At 71.8% G+C, this 17,298-nt stretch carries 16 protein-coding genes; 1 reads left to right on the forward strand and 15 read right to left on the reverse strand.

The genetic code is table 11. From position 1 onward, the window contains the following. Positions 1-38 precede the first annotated feature (38 nt). The 7 genes from pyrF to pyrR are packed head-to-tail and all read right to left on the reverse strand — an operon-like array spanning position 39 to position 9,076. Positions 39-887 (reverse strand): orotidine-5'-phosphate decarboxylase, encoded by an 849-nt coding sequence (gene pyrF / locus CXQ97_RS15320; RefSeq protein WP_104181741.1) that lies wholly within the window; start codon positions 885-887, stop codon positions 39-41. Beyond that, positions 877-4,185: a carbamoyl-phosphate synthase large subunit gene (gene carB, locus CXQ97_RS15325; protein WP_104181743.1), complete on the reverse strand. Its 3,309-nt coding sequence runs from the start codon at positions 4,183-4,185 to the stop codon at positions 877-879. Before carB ends, pyrF begins: the two co-directional genes overlap by 11 nt. Beyond that, positions 4,185-5,531, reverse strand: a complete 1,347-nt coding sequence (gene carA, locus CXQ97_RS15330) for a glutamine-hydrolyzing carbamoyl-phosphate synthase small subunit (RefSeq protein ID WP_104181744.1) — start codon at positions 5,529-5,531, stop codon at positions 4,185-4,187. The genes carB and carA overlap by 1 nt, the downstream gene beginning before the upstream one ends. Continuing rightward, positions 5,528-6,103 carry a hypothetical protein gene (locus tag CXQ97_RS15335; RefSeq protein ID WP_258062645.1) on the reverse strand — a complete coding sequence of 192 codons (576 nt, stop codon included), beginning with the start codon at positions 6,101-6,103 and terminating at the stop codon, positions 5,528-5,530. Before CXQ97_RS15335 ends, carA begins: the two co-directional genes overlap by 4 nt. Continuing rightward, on the reverse strand, positions 6,091-7,470 hold the full coding sequence (locus CXQ97_RS15340; protein ID WP_104181745.1) for a dihydroorotase: 1,380 nt from the start codon (positions 7,468-7,470) through the stop codon (positions 6,091-6,093). The genes CXQ97_RS15335 and CXQ97_RS15340 overlap by 13 nt, the downstream gene beginning before the upstream one ends. Further along, positions 7,467-8,492, reverse strand: a complete 1,026-nt coding sequence (locus CXQ97_RS15345) for an aspartate carbamoyltransferase catalytic subunit (protein ID WP_104181746.1) — start codon at positions 8,490-8,492, stop codon at positions 7,467-7,469. Before CXQ97_RS15345 ends, CXQ97_RS15340 begins: the two co-directional genes overlap by 4 nt. Next, positions 8,489-9,076 (reverse strand): bifunctional pyr operon transcriptional regulator/uracil phosphoribosyltransferase PyrR, encoded by a 588-nt coding sequence (gene pyrR / locus CXQ97_RS15350; protein WP_104181747.1) that lies wholly within the window; start codon positions 9,074-9,076, stop codon positions 8,489-8,491. Before pyrR ends, CXQ97_RS15345 begins: the two co-directional genes overlap by 4 nt. Positions 9,077-9,172: 96 nt before the next feature. Between pyrR and CXQ97_RS15355 the strand changes: the two genes are divergently transcribed. Continuing rightward, positions 9,173-10,468 carry a PrsW family intramembrane metalloprotease gene (locus tag CXQ97_RS15355; RefSeq protein ID WP_104181748.1) on the forward strand — a complete coding sequence of 432 codons (1,296 nt, stop codon included), beginning with the start codon at positions 9,173-9,175 and terminating at the stop codon, positions 10,466-10,468. A gap of 134 nt (positions 10,469-10,602) precedes the next feature. Here the strand turns inward: CXQ97_RS15355 and nusB are convergent, their stop codons facing one another. From nusB to ruvX, 8 genes are all read right to left on the reverse strand, one after another. After that, positions 10,603-11,013 carry a transcription antitermination factor NusB gene (nusB, locus tag CXQ97_RS15360; protein WP_104181749.1) on the reverse strand — a complete coding sequence of 137 codons (411 nt, stop codon included), beginning with the start codon at positions 11,011-11,013 and terminating at the stop codon, positions 10,603-10,605. Beyond that, complete coding sequence (gene efp, locus CXQ97_RS15365) at positions 11,010-11,573, reverse strand: elongation factor P (RefSeq protein WP_104050627.1); 564 nt, start codon at positions 11,571-11,573, stop codon at positions 11,010-11,012. The genes nusB and efp overlap by 4 nt, the downstream gene beginning before the upstream one ends. 146 nt (positions 11,574-11,719) lie before the next feature. Beyond that, positions 11,720-12,814, reverse strand: coding sequence for a 3-dehydroquinate synthase (gene aroB, locus CXQ97_RS15370; protein ID WP_104181750.1), 1,095 nt, complete (start codon positions 12,812-12,814; stop codon positions 11,720-11,722). Then, positions 12,804-13,397: a shikimate kinase gene (locus CXQ97_RS15375; protein WP_104181751.1), complete on the reverse strand. Its 594-nt coding sequence runs from the start codon at positions 13,395-13,397 to the stop codon at positions 12,804-12,806. Before CXQ97_RS15375 ends, aroB begins: the two co-directional genes overlap by 11 nt. Further along, positions 13,397-14,605: a chorismate synthase gene (gene aroC / locus CXQ97_RS15380; RefSeq protein ID WP_104181752.1), complete on the reverse strand. Its 1,209-nt coding sequence runs from the start codon at positions 14,603-14,605 to the stop codon at positions 13,397-13,399. The genes CXQ97_RS15375 and aroC overlap by 1 nt, the downstream gene beginning before the upstream one ends. 32 nt (positions 14,606-14,637) lie before the next feature. Beyond that, the gene (locus CXQ97_RS15385) at positions 14,638-15,510 is read right to left on the reverse strand and encodes a shikimate dehydrogenase (RefSeq protein WP_104181796.1); all 873 of its coding nucleotides are present in this window, start codon (positions 15,508-15,510) and stop codon (positions 14,638-14,640) included. A gap of 3 nt (positions 15,511-15,513) precedes the next feature. Then, complete coding sequence (mltG, locus tag CXQ97_RS15390; protein WP_104181753.1) at positions 15,514-16,725, reverse strand: endolytic transglycosylase MltG; 1,212 nt, start codon at positions 16,723-16,725, stop codon at positions 15,514-15,516. Continuing rightward, positions 16,722-17,270 (reverse strand): Holliday junction resolvase RuvX, encoded by a 549-nt coding sequence (ruvX, locus tag CXQ97_RS15395; RefSeq protein ID WP_258062652.1) that lies wholly within the window; start codon positions 17,268-17,270, stop codon positions 16,722-16,724. The genes mltG and ruvX overlap by 4 nt, the downstream gene beginning before the upstream one ends. Positions 17,271-17,298: the final 28 nt, after the last annotated feature.

Raw genomic sequence — 17,298 nt, forward strand, 5'->3', positions numbered from 1 at the left:
CCCTCCGAAATCAATGCGCCCGGTGTCGGGCGCACCGGTCAGGCGAGCTCGTCCCGGGTGTGTTCCGCGGCTTCCCGCAGGCCGGCGGCACCGGGTCCGGCGGCGAGGATGGCACGGCTCGACGTCGGGAGCACGAACGGCAGGGCGTCCCCGAAGGCTTCCCGCAGCTCGTGCGGCCCGGCACCCTGCGCTCCCACGCCGGGCGCGAGGATGGGGCCGTTGAGGCCGGCCAGGTCGAGGCCGAGGTCCCGTGCGGCGGACCCGACGGTCGCGCCGACCACCAGGCCGACGTACCCGGGTCCGGGGCCGGCGTTCTCCGCGGCGGCCGCGTGGGCGATCGAGCGTGCGACGGACGCGTCGCCGCCCACGTGCTGGACGGATCGGCCCTCGGGGTTCGAGGTCAGCGCGAGGACGAACACGCCGCGCCCGGTGGCGGCGGCGAGGTCGAGGGCAGGCCGGAGGGACTCGAAGCCGAGATACGGGTTCAGCGTGACGGCGTCGGCCGCGAGGGGCCGGCCCTCCCCCAGCCATGCGTCCGCGTAGGCCTGCATGGTGGAGCCGATGTCGCCGCGCTTCGCGTCGGCGATGGTCAGCACGCCGGCGTCGGCCGCCCGGGCGAGCAGGGTCTCGAGGACGGCGAGCCCACGAGCACCGTGGCGTTCGTACAGCGCGACCTGCGGCTTCAGGGCCGCGGCCACGGGTCCGACCGCGTCGAGCACGGTCAGCGAGAACCGCTCGAGCCCGGACGGCGAGTCCTCGAGCCCCCAGGCCGCGAGCAGCCCGGGGTGCGGGTCGATGCCGACGCACAGGCTCCCCCGGGCCGTGCGTGCCGCCGCGAGCCGCTCCCCGAACGGGGCGCGGACCGCGGCGCCGGCCTCAGGAGGCATCGCGGGCCTCGGTCGCTGCGCGCAGGTTCGCCGCATGCTCCTGCAGGCTCGTCACGGACCACTCGTAGGAGCGCATGGCCTCGATCGCCTGCACGGCCGCTCCCACCTCGGGGATCGTCGTGATGACGGGGAGCCCGTAGGACGTCGCGGCGGCGCGGATCTCGTAGCCGTCCCCGCGCGCCTGGCCGCCGGAGGGCGTGTTGATGATCATGTCGATGCCGCCCTCCGTGATGAGGTCGACGACGGTGCCCTCCCCCGCGGCGCCGGAGCCCTCGGCGACCTTGCGCACCGTCGTGGCCTGGATACCGTTGCGGCGCAGCACATCGGCGGTCCCGCCGGTCGAGACGATCTCGAAGCCGAGGTCCACGAGGCGCTTTACCGGCATGATGATGGCGCGCTTGTCCCGGTTCGCGACGGAGACGAAGACCTTGCCCTCGACGGGCAGCGCCGCGTTCGCGGCCGCCTGGCTCTTCGCGAAGGCCGTGTCGAAGTACTTGTCGATGCCCATGACCTCGCCGGTGGAGCGCATCTCGGGGCCGAGCAGCGAATCGACGACGGTGCCCTCCGGTGTGCGGAAGCGGCTGAAGGGCAGCACGGCCTCCTTGACGGAGACGGGGGCGTCGAGCGGGAGGGACCCGCCGTCGCCCTGCGCCGGCAGCAGCCCGCGCTCCCGCAGCTCGGCGACGGTGACACCGGTGCCGATGAGCGCCGCCCCCTTGGCGAGCTGCACGCCGGTGGCCTTCGAGACGAAGGGCACCGTCCGGGAGGCCCGCGGGTTCGCCTCGAGGACGTACAGCACGTCGGAGGCGAGGGCGAACTGGATGTTGATGAGGCCCCGCACCCCGACGCCCTCCGCAATGGCGAGCGTGGCCTCCCGGACGCGCTGCAGCACGTCGGCGCCGAGCGTGATCGGCGGCAGGACGCACGCGGAGTCGCCGGAGTGGATGCCGGCCTCCTCGATGTGCTCCATGATGCCGCCGAGGTACATCTCCGCCCCGTCGTACAGCGCGTCGACGTCGATCTCGATGGCGTCCTCGAGGAAGCGGTCGATGAGCACCGGGTGGGCCTCGGTGATCTCCGTGGCGTTGGCGATGTAGCGCGAGAGGTTCGCCTCGTCGTAGACGATCTCCATGCCGCGACCGCCGAGCACGTAGGAGGGCCGGACCAGCACGGGGTAGCCGATGTCGTCGGCGATCCGCTTGGCGTCCTCGAAGGACACCGCGGTGCCGTTCTTCGGGGCGATGAGCCCGCCGGCGTCGAGCACGCGGCTGAAGGCGCCGCGGTGCTCGGCGAGATCGATGGCCTCCGGGGACGTGCCCAGGATGGGGATGCCGGCGTCGGCGAGTTCCTGGGCGAGCTTCAGCGGGGTCTGACCGCCGAGCTGCACGAAGACACCGAGCACGCCTCCCGTCCGCTCCTCGGCCGCGAGGACCTCGAGGACGTCCTCGAGGGTCAGGGGCTCGAAGTACAGGCGCGTGGAGATGTCGTAGTCCGTGGACACCGTCTCGGGATTGCAGTTGATCATGACGGTCTCGTAGCCGGCCTCGCGCAGCGCCATGGTGGCGTGGACGCACGAGTAGTCGAACTCGATGCCCTGCCCGATCCGGTTCGGCCCGGAGCCCAGGATGACGACCGACGGCTTCTCGTGCGCCGCCACCTCGTCCTCCTCGTCGTAGGACGAGTAGTGGTACGGCGTGTAGGCGGCGAACTCCGCCGCGCAGGTGTCCACGGTCTTGAAGACGGGCCGGATGCCGAGGGCGTGCCGGACACCGCGGACGACGGCGTCGGGCGTGTGGGTGAGCGCGCCGATCTGCTCGTCCGAGAAGCCGTGGCGTTTGGCGAGCCGCAGGACGTCCTCGGTGAGGTTGGCCGCCGTGCGCACCTCGTCGGCGACCTCGTTGAGCAGGACCAGCTGGTCGAGGAACCAGGGGTCGATGCCCGTGGCCTCGTAGAGGCGCTCGACGCCCGCGCCGCCGAGCAGGGCGCGCTGCACCTGCGAGAGGCGCTCGGTCGTGGGGCGTCTGGCGGCCTCCACGAGGGCGTCGACCTCGTCCGCGCCGACGGGCGCGAAGGAGAGCTGCGAGCCCTTCTGCTCGAGCGAGCGCAGGGCCTTCTGCAGGGCCTCGGTGAAGTTGCGGCCCATGGCCATCGCCTCGCCGACGGACTTCATGGTGGTGGTGAGCGTGGGGTCCGCCGCGGGGAACTTCTCGAACGCGAACCGCGGGACCTTCACCACCACGTAGTCGAGGGTCGGCTCGAAGGACGCCGGGGTCTTCAGCGTGATGTCGTTCGGGATCTCGTCGAGCGTGTAGCCGAGCGACAGCTTCGTCGCGATCTTCGCGATCGCGAACCCGGTGGCCTTCGACGCCAGCGCCGAGGAGCGGGACACGCGGGGGTTCATCTCGATCACGACGACGCGGCCCGTGCCGGGCTCGACGGCGAACTGGATGTTGCAGCCGCCCGTGTCGACGCCGACCTCGCGGATCACCGCGATCGAGATGTCGCGGAGGCGCTGGTACTCACGGTCGGTGAGCGTGAGCGCGGGAGCCACGGTGATGGAGTCGCCGGTGTGGACACCCACCGGGTCGAAGTTCTCGATGGAGCAGACGACCACGACGTTGTCGTTCCTGTCGCGCATCATCTCGAGCTCGTACTCCTTCCACCCGAGGATGCTCTCCTCGAGGAGGACCTCGCTCGTGGGGCTGTACTGCAGGCCCTGGCCGACGATGCGGCGCAGGTCCTGCTCGGTGTACGCGAGCCCGGAACCGAGCCCGCCCATCGTGAAGGAGGGGCGGACCACCATGGGGTAGCCGAGGTCGTCGGCGGCGACGAGGGCCTCGTCGATCGTGTGGATGATCGCGGAGCGCGCGGACTCGGCGCCGCAGCGCTCGACGACGCCCTTGAACTTCTCGCGGTCCTCGCCGAGCTCGATCGCGGCGATGTTCGCGCCGATGAGCTCGACGCCGAACTTCTCGAGCACGCCGTTCTTGTCGAGCGCGATCGCCGTGTTGAGCGCGGTCTGCCCGCCGAGGGTCGGCAGCAGGGCGTCGGGCCGCTCCTTCTCGATGATCTTCGCGACGACGTCGGGCGTGATCGGCTCGACGTAGGTCGCGTCCGCGAACTCGGGATCCGTCATGATGGTCGCCGGGTTCGAGTTGACGAGGATGACCCGCAGGCCCTCCTCGCGCAGGACGCGCAGCGCCTGCGTGCCCGAGTAGTCGAATTCGGCGGCCTGCCCGATGACGATCGGGCCGGAGCCGATGACCAGGACGCTCTTGAGGTCGGTTCTGCGGGGCATCAGTTCTCTTCCTGCGTTGTGCCGGGGCGTGTGCTGTCGTGGCGGGGCTGCGTGCCCGTCACCCTGGATCCGTGCGTGCCGGGTTCCTCGCCGGCCGCACGGGCGAGCGCCGCCGCTTCGGAGGGGGCGTCGAGGGACGACGCGAGGACGGCGTCGCCCGAGCCGGGGTCCGCCTTCTCGGCCTGCATGAGGGCGATGAAGCGGTCGAAGAGGTACGCCGAGTCGTGGGGGCCGGCGGCCGCCTCCGGGTGGTACTGGACGGAGAAGGCGGGCAGGTCGAGGCAGGCGAGGCCCTCGACGACGTCGTCGTTGAGGTTCACGTGGCTCACCTCGACGCGGCCGTACGAGCCCACGGGCGCCTCGACCGGGCCGTCGAGCGGCGCGTCGACCGCGAACCCGTGGTTGTGCGAGGTGATCTCGACCTTGCCGGTGCGGCGGTCGAGGACGGGCTGGTTGATGCCGCGGTGGCCGTAGCGCAGTTTGTACGTGCCGAAGCCGAGGGCGCGTCCGAGGATCTGGTTGCCGAAGCAGATGCCGAAGAACGGCATCCGGGCGTCGAGGACGCGGCGCAGGAGTTCCACCTGAGCGTCGGCGGTCGCGGGATCGCCCGGACCGTTGGACATGAACACGCCGTCCGGCGCCGCCCGGGTGATGTCGGCGAAGCTGGCCCCGGCGGGCAGGACCACGGTCCGCACGCCGCGCTGGGCGAAGTGCTTGGGCGTCATGGCCTTGATGCCGAGGTCGAGGGCCGCGATGGTGGCGACCGTCCCTCCGGTCCAGCCGTGGTCGGCGGGCTCGACGACGTAGGCCTCGTCGATGCTGACCTCCTCGGCGAGGCGGGCTCCGGCCATGGCAGGCTGGGCGAGGACCTGCTCGACGAGCCGCTCCTGGTTCGACGCGGCATCGGCGCCGGAGAAGATCCCGGCCCGCATGGCGCCGCGCTCGCGGAGGTGCCGGGTGATGGCGCGCGTGTCCACTCCCTCGATACCGACGACGCCCTGCTCGCGCAGCTGCTCGTCGAGGCTCTGCTCGGAGCGCCAGTTGGACGGGCGGCGGGCGGCGTCGCGGACGATGTAGCCGGCCACCCAGATGCGGCGCGACTCGGCGTCGTCAGCGTTCACTCCCGTGTTGCCGATGTGCGGTGCGGTCTGCACCACGAGCTGGCGGGCGTAGGACGGGTCGGTGATGGTCTCCTGGTAGCCGGTCATGCCGGTCGCGAAGACGGCCTCGCCGAGCGCGGTGCCCTCGGCGCCGTACGCGCGGCCACGGAACGTGCGCCCGTCCTCCAGGACGAGCACCGCGGGTGTCTTCGGTCGGTCCGGTGCCTTCGATGGAGCGTGGCTCACAGCTGTTCCCTGCCTTCGGGGGTCGGTGGAGTTCGATGGTCTGCAGTACGTGGAGTGCCGGGCGTGCCGGGTCCGTCGGCTGTCCCGTCCGGGACGAGCGCCGCGATCGCGGCGACGAGCTGGGCCTTCTGCGCGGGGTGGCGGGTGCGGAAGCCGGTGTCGACGCGCCCGGTGCCGAGGCGCCAGGTCATGACGACGAGGCCTTCCTTCTCGACGAACTTGCCCGTCATGCCGGCGGCGAGGTGCACCGACGTGAGGTCGGCGCGGGGGATGAAGACGGTGCGGGCACCGGTGCGGTCGAGGACCACGCCGTCGGGGTGCACTGCTGCGACGGCGTTGCCGCGGAGACCGAGACCGTGGACCGCGATGCGGTCGAGCCAGTCCCCCGCCGTCGTCGTCGCGACGTACTGTCCTTCCGCCGCGTAGAGGACCGGTCCGGGGTCGGCGGGCGTCTCCGGCGGCGCGGGGACGTCCGCCTGGCGGCGGAGCCGGTTGCGCCACCCGAGCGCCATGAGCGCGACGAGGACCGCGATGATGCCCAGCGTCAGGGCCACCCAGCCTAGATACTCCATGCCGGAGCCTCCCCGGTCGCGCCGAGTGCTGCCGGGCGCGGGGTGGCGAGCCGGCCGTCGAGGACCGTGGCGTGCCCGGCGAAGAAGGTCGCACGCACGCTGCCGGGCAGTTCGAGGCCGCGGAACGGGCTGTTGCGTCCCTTCGTGGCCATCGTCGAGGGATCGACCGTCCAGCGCGCCGTGGGGTCGACGAGGATCAGGTTCGCCGGCTCGCCCGCGGCGAGGGGACGGCCCTGGTGCGCGAGCCGGCCGATCCGGGCCGGTGTCACGGACGTGACGCGGGCGAAGCCCTCCCAGTCGAGCAGCCCGGTCTCCACCATGGCGTGCTGCACCACGGACAGGGCCGTCTCGAGGCCGGTCATGCCCATGGCGGCCTGCGCCCACTCGCATTCCTTGTGCTCGCTCGGGTGCGGAGCGTGGTCCGTGCCGACGACGTCGATCGTCCCGTCGGCGAGGGCCGCACGGAGGGCGGAGACGTCGTCGGGGGTGCGCAGCGGCGGGTTGACCTTGTAGACGGGGTCGTAGCTGCGGACCAGGTCGTCGGTGAGGAGCAGGTGGTGCGGCGTGACCTCGGCGGTGACGTGGATGCCGCGGGCCTTGGCCCACCGGATGATCTCGACGGAGCCGGCCGTGGAGACGTGGCAGACGTGGAGGCGCGAGCCGACGTGCTGGGCGAGCAGGACGTCGCGGGCGATGATGCTCTCCTCGGCGACCGCGGGCCAGCCGGTCAGTCCGAGGACCGCGGAGACGTCGCCCTCGTTCATCTGGGCACCCTCGGTGAGGCGCGGTTCCTGCGCGTGCTGCGCGATCACGCCGTCGAACGCCTTGACGTATTCGAGGGCGCGGCGCATGAGCACCGGGTCGGAGACGCAGATGCCGTCGTCGGAGAAGACGCGCACGGAGGCCCGCGACTCGGCCATGGCTCCGAGCTCGGCGAGGCGTTCGCCGCCGAGGCCGACGGTGACGGCGCCGACGGGCCGCACCTCCACCCATCCGGAGGCGAGGCCCAGGCGGTACACCTGTTCCACGACGCCCGCGGTGTCGGCCACCGGCGAGCTGTTGGCCATGGCGTGGATCGCGGTGAAACCGCCGAGGGCGGCGGCGCGGGATCCGGTCTCGACCGTCTCGGCGTCCTCGCGTCCCGGCTCCCGGAGGTGGGTGTGGAGGTCCACCATGCCGGGCAGGGCGACGAGCCCTGCGGCGTCGATGATGGCCGCGTCCGGCGAGGCCTCGCCCGCTGCGGCGCTGCCCACGGCCGCGATGACGCCGTCGCGCAGGAGGAGGTCCCCGGCGTCGCGTCCGAGGAGGGAGGCGCCGCGGATGAGGTACTGGGTCGGGGCTGCGGGGGTGCTGGCGGGGGTGGTCACGGGGTGCGGCCTTCCGGGATCAGGACGGTCAGGTCGTCGTGCTGGTCGTGCGTGTCGTCGTGCGGGTCTCCCGCGAGCAGCAGGTACAGCGTGGCCATCCGGACGGAGACGCCGTTGCGGACCTGCGCGAGGACCGTGGAGCGCGGGGAGTCGGCGGCGGCGGAGGAGATCTCCAGTCCGCGGTTCATGGGGCCGGGGTGCATGATGACGGTGTCGTCGAGGCCCAGCGTGTCGAGCAGGGCGAGCCGCCCGTCGTCGAATCCCCACCGCCGCGAGTACTCCCGCGTGGAGGGGAAGAACGCCGCGTTCATGCGCTCGGCCTGCAGGCGGAGCATCATGACGGCGTCGGGCCGCTCGGCCAGGGCGTCGTCGAGGTTGTAGAAGACCGTGCAGGGCCAGGCGCCCACGCCGACGGGCAGCAGCGTGGGCGGACCGGCGAGCAGCACCTCCGCCCCGAGGGTCGTCAGGAGCCACACGTTGGAGCGGGCGACGCGCGAGTGGAGGACGTCGCCGACGATCAGCACCTTCATGCCGGTGAGGTCCGTGCCGGCGGACGCGGTACCGCCCACCTGCGCCCAGTGCCGGCGGAGCGTGAAGGCGTCGAGGAGGGCCTGCGTGGGGTGTTCGTGCGTGCCGTCGCCGGCGTTGACGACGGCCGCGTCGATCCAGCCCGAGGCCGCCAGGCGGGCGGGAGCGCCCGAGGCGGGGTGACGGATGACCACGGCGTCCGCGCTCATGGCCTCCAGGGTCTGCGCGGTGTCCTTGAGGGATTCGCCCTTGGAGACCGAGGAGCCCTTCGCCGCGAAGTTGATGACGTCCGCGGACAGCCGCTTCGCCGCCGCCTCGAACGAGATGCGCGTGCGGGTGGAGTCCTCGAAGAAGAGGTTCACGACGGTGCGTCCACGCAGCGCGGGAAGCTTCTTGATCTCGCGCTCCCCCACCGCCGCCATCTCCTCGGCGACGTCGAGGAGGCGCAGCGCGTTCCTCGCGGAGAGGTCCTGCGTGCTCAGCAGGTGCTTCACACGCGGTCCTCGATGACGACCTCGTTGACCGCCGAGCCGCCGATCAGGTCGATCTCGGCGAGGTGGACGCGCACGCGCTCGCGGGACGACGTCGGGAGGTTCTTGCCGACGTGGTCGGCCCGGATCGGCAGTTCCCGGTGCCCGCGGTCCACGAGGACGGCGAGGCGGACGGTGCGGGGGCGGCCGAGGTCGGCGAGGGCGTCGAGGGCGGCGCGGACGGTCCGTCCGGAGTACAGCACGTCGTCGACGAGCACCACGACCTTGTCGTCGATGCCCGACGGCGGCAGCTGGGTGGCCAGCGGGGAGCGGGTGGGGTGGCGCCGGAGGTCGTCCCGGTACATGGTGACGTCGAGCTGCCCGGTGATGAGGTCCGGGTCGACGGCGGGGTCGACGGCGGCGATCTTCTGGGCGAGCCGCTGGGCGAGGGGGAAACCCCTGCGCGGGATGCCGAGGAGGACGAGGTCGCGGGAGCCCTTGTTCGCCTCGAGGATCTCGTGGGCGATGCGCGTGAGTGCGCGGTCTATGTCTGCTTCTGCGAGAACAACGCGCTTGTGCGGGCCGGATTCCGGGGTAGGCACGGTCATAACACGCCTCCTCCTTCCCCGCCTCACCGGACGGAATTTAAAGGTTGGTTGCGATGCCAAAACTACCACAGCGCCGCTTGCACCTAGGGTTGCATCATGGCTATGAACACCCCCGGCGCGGGCCCGAGCGGCCCGCTGGAGAACGGCCCGCAGGGCTACGGGCAGCGACCACAGGACCACCACCCCCACGAGTCCCAGGGCTGGTGGGGCGCCACGACGCTGCGGCACCACCACCCCGCACCCGCCCGTCCGGGAGGGCTCCCCTTCCAGCCGGTCTGGAACCAGCCGCCGCCCCGCCGCCGCGGCGTGTTCAACGTCATACTCGTCATCCTCGCGGCTCTCGTGGTGGCCAGCGTCCTCCTCCTGCTGTCCCTGTCGCTCGGGCCGTCGGCGTTCCTGCTGTGCGGGTTCCTCGCCCTCGTGCCCCTCGGTATCTGCCTGCTCGGCCTGCGCTGGATCGACCGCTGGGATCCCGAGCCGCGAGGCGCCCGGCTCTTCGCGTTCCTCTGGGGCGCCGGGGCCTCCGTGGTCGTGACGCTCCTGCTCGGCACCTACGTGGTGGACCTGCTCGGCAGCGCCCTCGCCACGACCTCCCCGGAGGTGATCGGGCCCGTGCTGCAGGCGCCGCTGGTCGAGGAGTTCGCCAAGGGCCTCGGCGTGCTGATCCTCGTGTATACGCGCCGCAGCCACTTCGACGGCCCGGTGGACGGCATCGTCTACGCCGGCACGGTCGCGGCGGGCTTCGCGTTCACCGAGAACATCCTGTACTTCGGCGCGGCCGTCCGCGACTCGGGCGATGCGGGTGCCCTCGCGGGGGTCTTCATCCTCCGCGGCCTGTTCTCGCCCTTCGCGCACGTCATGTTCACCTCGCTCCTCGGCTTCGTCCTCGGGTACGCGCTGAGCCGCGGCGGCGGGAACGCGCGGATCCTCGGCGCGTTCGTCCTCGGACTCGTGCCCGCGATCGCAGGCCACATGCTGTGGAACGGCGGCACTCTCGTCCTGTTCGACAACTTCCTGCTGTTCTACCTGGTGGTGCAGGTGCCGCTGTTCATCGCCGCCGTGGTCGCCGTCGTCCTCCTCCGGCGCTCGGAGCGGCGCCTCACGGAGGCCCGCCTCGGTGACTACGCGCGCGCCGGCTGGTTCACGCCCGAGGAGGTGCGCATGCTCGCCACCCGTCCGGGGCGGTCGCAGGCTCTCTCGTGGGCCGCGTCGGTGGGAGCGAAGGGCGACATGCGCGAGTTCATCCGCACGGGATCGCGCATCGCCTACACGCGCCAGCGCCTGCTCGGCGGGCGACGCGACGCCGACTACGCGGCGGAGGAGCGCACCCTGCTCGAGGAGGCGACCCAGCGCCGGGCGCGGATCTTCCAGCTCGCGTCCGCTGCCCGCTGACGGGGCCGGCCACAGGGCCCTGGCAGCCCGGGTCGGCGCCCGCCCGGCCCGCGTGCCCGACGCCGATAGGTGCCGGGAACGCAGGAAGCTCCCGCCGTCCGGTGGCGGACGACGGGAGCTTCTCCACGGGGACCTCAGGCGAGCAGTGTGGGCTTCAGCTGCTGCAGGCGCCCGAGGAGCCCGTTGATGAACTTCGGTGACTCGTCGGTGGAGAGCATCTTCGCGAGCTCCACGGCTTCGCTCACCGCGACGCCGTCGGGGACGTCGTCGTTGTAGAGCAGTTCCCAGGAGCCGATCCGCAGGAGCATGAGGTCGACGGCCGGCATGCGGTCGAGCGTCCAGCCCTGCGAGTACGTGCTCAGGAACTCGTCGATCTGCTCCTGGTGCTCCAGGACGCCTTCCACGATGTCCACCGTGTAGTCGGCGATGACCATGTCCGTCTTCTCACGGCGCACGCGGATGACCTCGAGGGCCGGCATGTCCCGCTGCTCGGACTCGAAGAGGATGTCCAGGGCCCGGCGCCGGGCCTTGCTGCGTGCACTCACTCGTTGACGCGTCCCAGGTACTCGCCCGTGCGGGTGTCGACCTTGACCTTGGTGCCGGTGCCGAGGAACAGCGGGACCTGGATCTCGTGGCCCGTCTCGACGGTCGCGGGCTTGGTGCCGCCCGTGGAGCGGTCGCCCTGGAGGCCCGGCTCGGTGTAGGTGATCTCGAGCGTGACGGAGGCGGGCAGCTCGACGTAGAGGGGCGAGCCCTCGTGCATGGCGATGGTGGCCATCTGGCTCTCGAGCATGAAGTTCGCGGCGTTCCCCACGGTCTTGCCGGGCACCGTGATCTGGTCGTAGTCCGTGGTGTCCATGAAGACGAAGTCCTCGCCGTCCTTGTACAGGTACTGGTAGTCGCGGCGGTCCACGGTGGCCGTCTCGATCTTCAGGCCCGCGTTGAAGGTCTTGTCGACGACCTTGCCGGAGAGGATGTTGCGAAGCTTGGTGCGGACGAAGGCTCCACCCTTGCCGGGCTTGACGTGCTGGAACTCGAGGACGTTCCAGAGGTTGCCCTCGAGCTTCAGGACGGTGCCGTTTTTGATGTCGTTCGTGGTCGCCACAGATTCACTTTCGTCGATGTCGCTGATGGATGGGCCGGCCGGGGCACGGCGGGCGCGGAGAAGAGCGCCAAAAGTCCAGAGACCAGTCTACCCTGCGCGGCGCGGCGACCCGCTGGGCGGCCCCGCCCGCCCCCGACGCGGTCCGGTCAGGAGGCGATCTCCTGGTAGGCGGCGAACAGGAGCGACGTGTCGGGGACCTCCAGCATGCCGGGGCGGCCGATGCCGTCGAGCACCACGAACCGGAGCAGGTCGCCCCGTGACTTCTTGTCGCGGCGCATCCCGTCGAGGAGCGAGGCCCACCGGTCCCGGCGGTAGGTGACGGGCAGGCCGAGCGACTCCAGGATGCTCTTGTGGCGGTCGGCGTCGGCGTCGCCGAGGCGCCCCACCATGCGGGAGAGCTCGGCCGCGAACACGAGCCCCACCGAGACGGCCGCACCGTGACGCCACGAGTACCGCTCCGCGAGTTCGATCGCGTGCCCGAGCGTGTGACCGTAGTTGAGGTACTCACGGCGGCCCGCTTCACGCAGGTCCTCGGAGACGATGTCGGCCTTGACCCGGATGGCGCGCTCCACGAGCTCCCGCAGCACCGGCGAGGTCGCCTCCGCCGCAGCATCGGTGTCCTGTTCGATGAGGGCCAGGATGGCGGGGTCGGCGATGAAACCGCACTTCACCACTTCGGCCAGTCCCGTGACGAGCTCGTTCTTCGGCAGTGTCGCCAGCGCGTCGAGATCGGCGAGGACGGCGGCGGGCGGGTGGAACGCGCCCACGAGGTTCTTGCCCTCGGCGGTGTTGATGCCCGTCTTGCCGCCCACGGCGGCGTCGACCATGGCGAGGAGGCTCGTGGGCAGGTGCACCACGCGTACGCCGCGGAGCCAGGTCGCTGCGACGAAGCCGCCGAGGTCCGTCACGGCACCTCCGCCGACCGTCACGACGGCGTCGGACCGGGTGAAGTCGTTCTGGCCGAGGACCTGCCAGCAGAACGCGGCCACCTGGATGTGTTTGCCCTCCTCGGCGTCGGGGATCTCCGCCGTCACGGCCGTGAAGCCGGCGTCGGCGAGCTCGGCACGTACGGTGTCGCCGGTGGCGCGGAGGGCCCGCGGGTGGATGACCAGGACGCGGCGCACCCGCTCGCCGAGGACCGCGGGGAGCCGACCGAGCAGGCCACGGCCGACGACGACGTCGTAGTCGCCGTCGGCGGCGCCGCCGGTCACGGGGATGATGGTTGCTTCGTCAGTCGCCATGGGGGTTGGTTCCGCTCTCGTCGTCCGGGGTATGGGTCAGGGTGTCGTGCGCGTCGGTCGGGGGGTCGGGCGGGGCGTTCCCGTCCAGTGCGCGCAGCACGGCCTCGGTGGCCTCGCGCACGGTGAGCCCCCGTGTGTCGACGACGAAGGTCGCCACCGCGGCGTAGACGGGCCGCCGCGCGTCGTACAGCTCCTGCCACCGTTCGGCGGGGCGTCCCGCGAGGAGGGGGCGGCCGGAGTCGGCGCCGATGCGCGGGAGGACGGTCGCGAGGTCGGTGTCGAGGAAGACGACGACGGCGTCAGCCAGGAGGGCCCGGGTGCCGGGATGCAGCACCGCTCCCCCGCCGAGGGAGACCACGACGCCGTCCCCCGTCAGGGCCTCGCCCACCACGTCCGCCTCGAGGTCGCGGAACACCCCTTCGCCGCCGCGGGCGAAGATGGCGGGGATGCTCCCGTGCCGCTCGACGATGACGCGGTCCGTGTCCACGAAGCGTGTGCCCGTCCGCCGTGCGAGCATCCGCCCGACGGCGGACTTGCCGACAGCCATGGGGCCGACGAGGACCACGCGGCGGTCCCCGCCCATCAGACTCCGGCGGAGTCCAGGAACTCCGGGATGTTCTCGAGGTAGCTGCGCATGTTGCGTGCCGTCTCCGCCAGGGAGTCGCCGCCGAACTTCTCGGTGACGGCCTCGGCCAGGACGAGGGCGGTCATGGCCTCCGCGACGACACCGGCGGCGGGTACCGCGCACACGTCCGACCGCTGGTGGTGGGCGCGGGCCGCGGCACCCGTGCTGACGTCGACGGTGCGCAGCGCGCGCGGCACGGTGGCGATGGGCTTCATCGCGGCGCGCACACGCAGGGCGTCGCCGATGCTCATGCCGCCCTCGATGCCGCCGGCCCGGTTGGAGAGGCGCACGATCTTGCCGTCGTCGTTGCGGACGATCTCGTCGTGCGCCGCGGTACCGCGCCGGGCAGCGGTCTGGAAGCCGTCGCCGACCTCCACGCCCTTGATGGCCTGGATACCCATGAGGGCGGCGGCGAGCCGGGAATCGAGCCTCCGGTCCCAGTGGACGTAGCTGCCGAGTCCCGGCGGGAGCCCGTACGCGACGACCTCGACGACGCCACCGAGGGTCTCGCCCTCCTTGTGGGCGGCGTCGACCTCGGCCACCATGGCATCCGAGGTGTCCCGGTCGAAGCAGCGCAGCGGATCCGTGTCGAGCGCGATCACGTCGCTCGGCACGGGCAGGGGGGCGTCCTCGGGGACCGAGACGGAACCGATCGACACGGTGTGGCTGACGAGGTGGATGCCGAGACCGGCGAGGAACCGGGCCGCGACGGTGCCGAGGGCGACGCGGGTCGCCGTCTCCCGGGCGCTGGCCCGCTCGAGGACGGGCCGGGCCTCGTCGAAGCCGTACTTCTGCATGCCGGTGAAATCGGCGTGGCCGGGGCGTGGCCGTGTGAGGGGCGCGTTCCGGGCCGACGCGGCGAGTTCGGCCGCGTCCTCCCCCTCGAGGGGGTCGGCCGACATGATCTTCTCCCACTTGGGCCACTCGGTGTTGGCGACCTCGATGGCCACCGGGCCGCCCTGCGTCACCCCGTGGCGTACGCCGCCGAGGATGCGGACCTGGTCCTGCTCGAACTTCATGCGGGCACCGCGGCCGTAGCCGAGGCGGCGCCGTGCCAGGGCCTCCTGCACATCGGTGCTCGTGACGGCCACCCCCGCGGGCATCCCCTCGATGATGCCGACCACGGAGGGGCCGTGGGATTCTCCTGCCGTCAACCAACGCAACATGGCTTCCATACTGCCATGCGGGGGCGGAGGGATCAGCGCCGTGCGGCGCCCACTGCGTCACACATCACGTCGAGGACCCCCTGCGGGTCCTGTGCGGTGGCGGGGAAGAACAGGCGCACCTGCTCCACGGCCTGGTGCAGCAGCATGTCGAGGCCCGGCACGATCGTGCCACCGGCGTGCTGCCACGCCGCGGCGAGCGTGCTGGGCCACGGGTCGTAGGCGACGTCGAGCAGCGTGCCCTGCGTGGAGAAGCCGGCGGTGGCGGCGAGGCTCGCGGCCACGGGGTCCGCCGCGCGGGGCGGAAGCGTGGAGACGACGACGTCCGCGGCCGCCACGGCGTCGGCGGCCGTGGACCAGGGGACGAGGACGACGTCGATGCCGAGGGCCTGCCCGACCCGCAGGAGGTCGGCCGAGGCCTCGGGCCGCCGGACGACCACGCGGACGGTGGCGGCCCCGAGGCGGGCGAGGGCCGCCACGGCCGCAGCCGCGGTCCCTCCACCACCGAGGATCACCGCGTGTCCGGGCTCGTGCACGCCGGCCGAGGCCAGAGCGTTCGCCACCCCGGCGACGTCGGTGTTGTGACCGGTGAGCACGCGGTCGCCGGGCCCGCCGTCGACGACGACGGTGTTGACGACCCCGAGGACCGTGGCGGGTTCCGTCGTGGCGTCGACGAGCCGCGCCACCGCTGCCTTCAGGGGCATGGTGACGGACAGGCCGCGCCAGCCGGGCGCGGCACGCACACCGTCGACGAAGGCGCCCAGGTCCGCCTCAACGACGTCGACCGCGGTGTAGGAGCATTCGATGCCGAGCTCCCGGTAGGCGGCCGCGTGCAGCAGCGGGGACTTCGAGTGCCCGATGGGCGAGCCGATCACGGCGGCCCGGAGCGGTGCCGTGGAAGCGGGCACCACCTATTCGCACCGTCCGGGGTTGTCGGTGCACCAGCCGAGGTACTCGTCGACGTAGCGCAGGTGCTCCGCGTACGTCTCGGAGAACTTCGTCTCGCCGGTGTCGAGGTTCACCGTCACCCAGAAGTAGAAGGGGACGTCCGCCGGGTTGACCGTCGCGTCGATGGCCTCGTCGCCGGGGGAGCCGATCGGCCCCTTCGGCAGGCCGGGGTTCGCGTAGGTGTTGTACGGGTTGGAGGTGTCCTGCTTCTCCTCGTCGGTCAGCTGGTAGCTGCGCTTGCCGAGTCCGTAGGTGACGGAGGCGTCGGACTGGATGAAACCGCTCGTCTCCGTGTTGCCGGGCGTGAGGCGGTTGTTGATGGCCCCCGCGACCGTCGCGTAGTCGCCCTGCTGGGCCTCGGCCTGCACGATGCTCGCGATCGTCAGGATCCGGTACTGCTCGGCCGGATCCGTGACGCCGTCCTCGGCGAGGCGGTCGGTCGTCGACCTGACCATCTCGGTGATGATGTCCGTGGCGGTCGCCTCGACGTCGAAGCGGTACTCCCCGGGATGCAGGTAACCCTCGAGGGACAGGGCCTGCGCCGGGAGGCCGAACTGGGTGGGGTCGGCGGCGAGGGCGTCGAACTCGGCCCGCGGGATGCCGGTGGAGGTGCTGAGGATGTCGAAGACCTCGCCCTGGCGGAGGTCGCGGGCCACCGCGGCATACGAGACGAGCGAGGGATCGTCGCCCAGCAGTGCCTCCGCCGCGTCCGCGGCGGGCATCTGCAGGCGCATCTCGTACTCGCCCGGCTGGACCTCGCGGCCGTCGGCGATCGCCCCGAGGGCCTCGACGAAGGTCGCGGAATCCGCCACGATGTCCGCGCTCTCGAGCCCGGTCCCGATGGCGAGGGCGCCGGCGCCCTCGGTCACGGAGAAGACGGTCTCCTCGCCTCCCGGGCCGGCGTAGTCGGTGACGTCGTTCAGACCGAGCAGGTCGCGCAGCATCATGGCGACGCCGAAGACGGTCCCCGCGAAGAGCATGAGGACCACGAGCATGACGACGGTACGCCGGAGGCGCCTGCGCCTCTTCGCCTTCGACGGTGGGCGGCGCTTGGTGCGGCGGGCAGTGTCCTGGTCCGCGAAGAACTGCTCGACGGGCTCCGGATGCTCGTAGCCGTCGGTGTGCTGCTCGTCGGATCCCTGGGACGCCGGGGAATTACGGGTGTGGTTGTTCACGACTCCGGATCCCTCCTGCTGGGCGAACTGTCCTTGATAACCGGCTCCTCTATCGGGGTCAGCAGTGGGCTCTGGGCACCCTCTGCGTGACGCACAGGAACCGGATCCCCCACGTCCCGTTCGCGTGAACGTTGCGTGTCGATGGCGTGCTGGAGTATTTCGACAGCTGCCACCTGATCAATAACCTTACGATGCTCACGGCTGCTCAGACCAGCCGCATGCAGCGAGCGGTGGGCCGACACCGTGCTCAGCCGCTCGTCCACCAAGCGTACCGGCACGGTCAGGGACTGTCTCCGGAGCTCCTCGACGACCAGCCCGGCGTAGTCCCTCGCCATCTCCGCCGACGCGCCCTCCTGCCCGCTGAGGTTCTTGGGGAGTCCCACGATGATCTGCACCGCGCCGCGTTCGGAAGCCTCGCGCACCAGGATCCTCACGTCGCTGTTCCTCCGGGGATCGCGCTTCAGGGTGCGGATCGGGGTGGCGAGCAGCCCGTCCCGGTCGCAGCCTGCCAGTCCCACCCGGACCTGCCCGACGTCGACGCCCAGCTTGGGCCCGCGGGGGTAGGGGGCGGCG

It is taken from the genome of Arthrobacter sp. B0490, assembly GCF_002929355.1.
Classification (GTDB): Bacteria; Actinomycetota; Actinomycetes; order Actinomycetales; family Micrococcaceae; genus Arthrobacter_D.

What these genes read in the sequence shown, in the direction of transcription:
- pyrF (WP_104181741.1), bottom strand. Translation starts at nt 887, where the DNA reads ATGCCTCCTGAGGCCGGCGCCGCGGTCCGCGCCCCGTTCGGGGAGCGG.
- carB (WP_104181743.1), bottom strand. Translation starts at nt 4,185, where the DNA reads ATGCCCCGCAGAACCGACCTCAAGAGCGTCCTGGTCATCGGCTCCGGC.
- CXQ97_RS15335 (WP_258062645.1), bottom strand. Translation starts at nt 6,103, where the DNA reads ATGGAGTATCTAGGCTGGGTGGCCCTGACGCTGGGCATCATCGCGGTC.
- pyrR (WP_104181747.1), bottom strand. Translation starts at nt 9,076, where the DNA reads ATGACCGTGCCTACCCCGGAATCCGGCCCGCACAAGCGCGTTGTTCTC.
- CXQ97_RS15355 (WP_104181748.1), top strand. Translation starts at nt 9,173, where the DNA reads ATGGCTATGAACACCCCCGGCGCGGGCCCGAGCGGCCCGCTGGAGAAC.
- aroB (WP_104181750.1), bottom strand. Translation starts at nt 12,814, where the DNA reads ATGGCGACTGACGAAGCAACCATCATCCCCGTGACCGGCGGCGCCGCC.
- CXQ97_RS15375 (WP_104181751.1), bottom strand. Translation starts at nt 13,397, where the DNA reads ATGGGCGGGGACCGCCGCGTGGTCCTCGTCGGCCCCATGGCTGTCGGC.
- aroC (WP_104181752.1), bottom strand. Translation starts at nt 14,605, where the DNA reads ATGTTGCGTTGGTTGACGGCAGGAGAATCCCACGGCCCCTCCGTGGTC.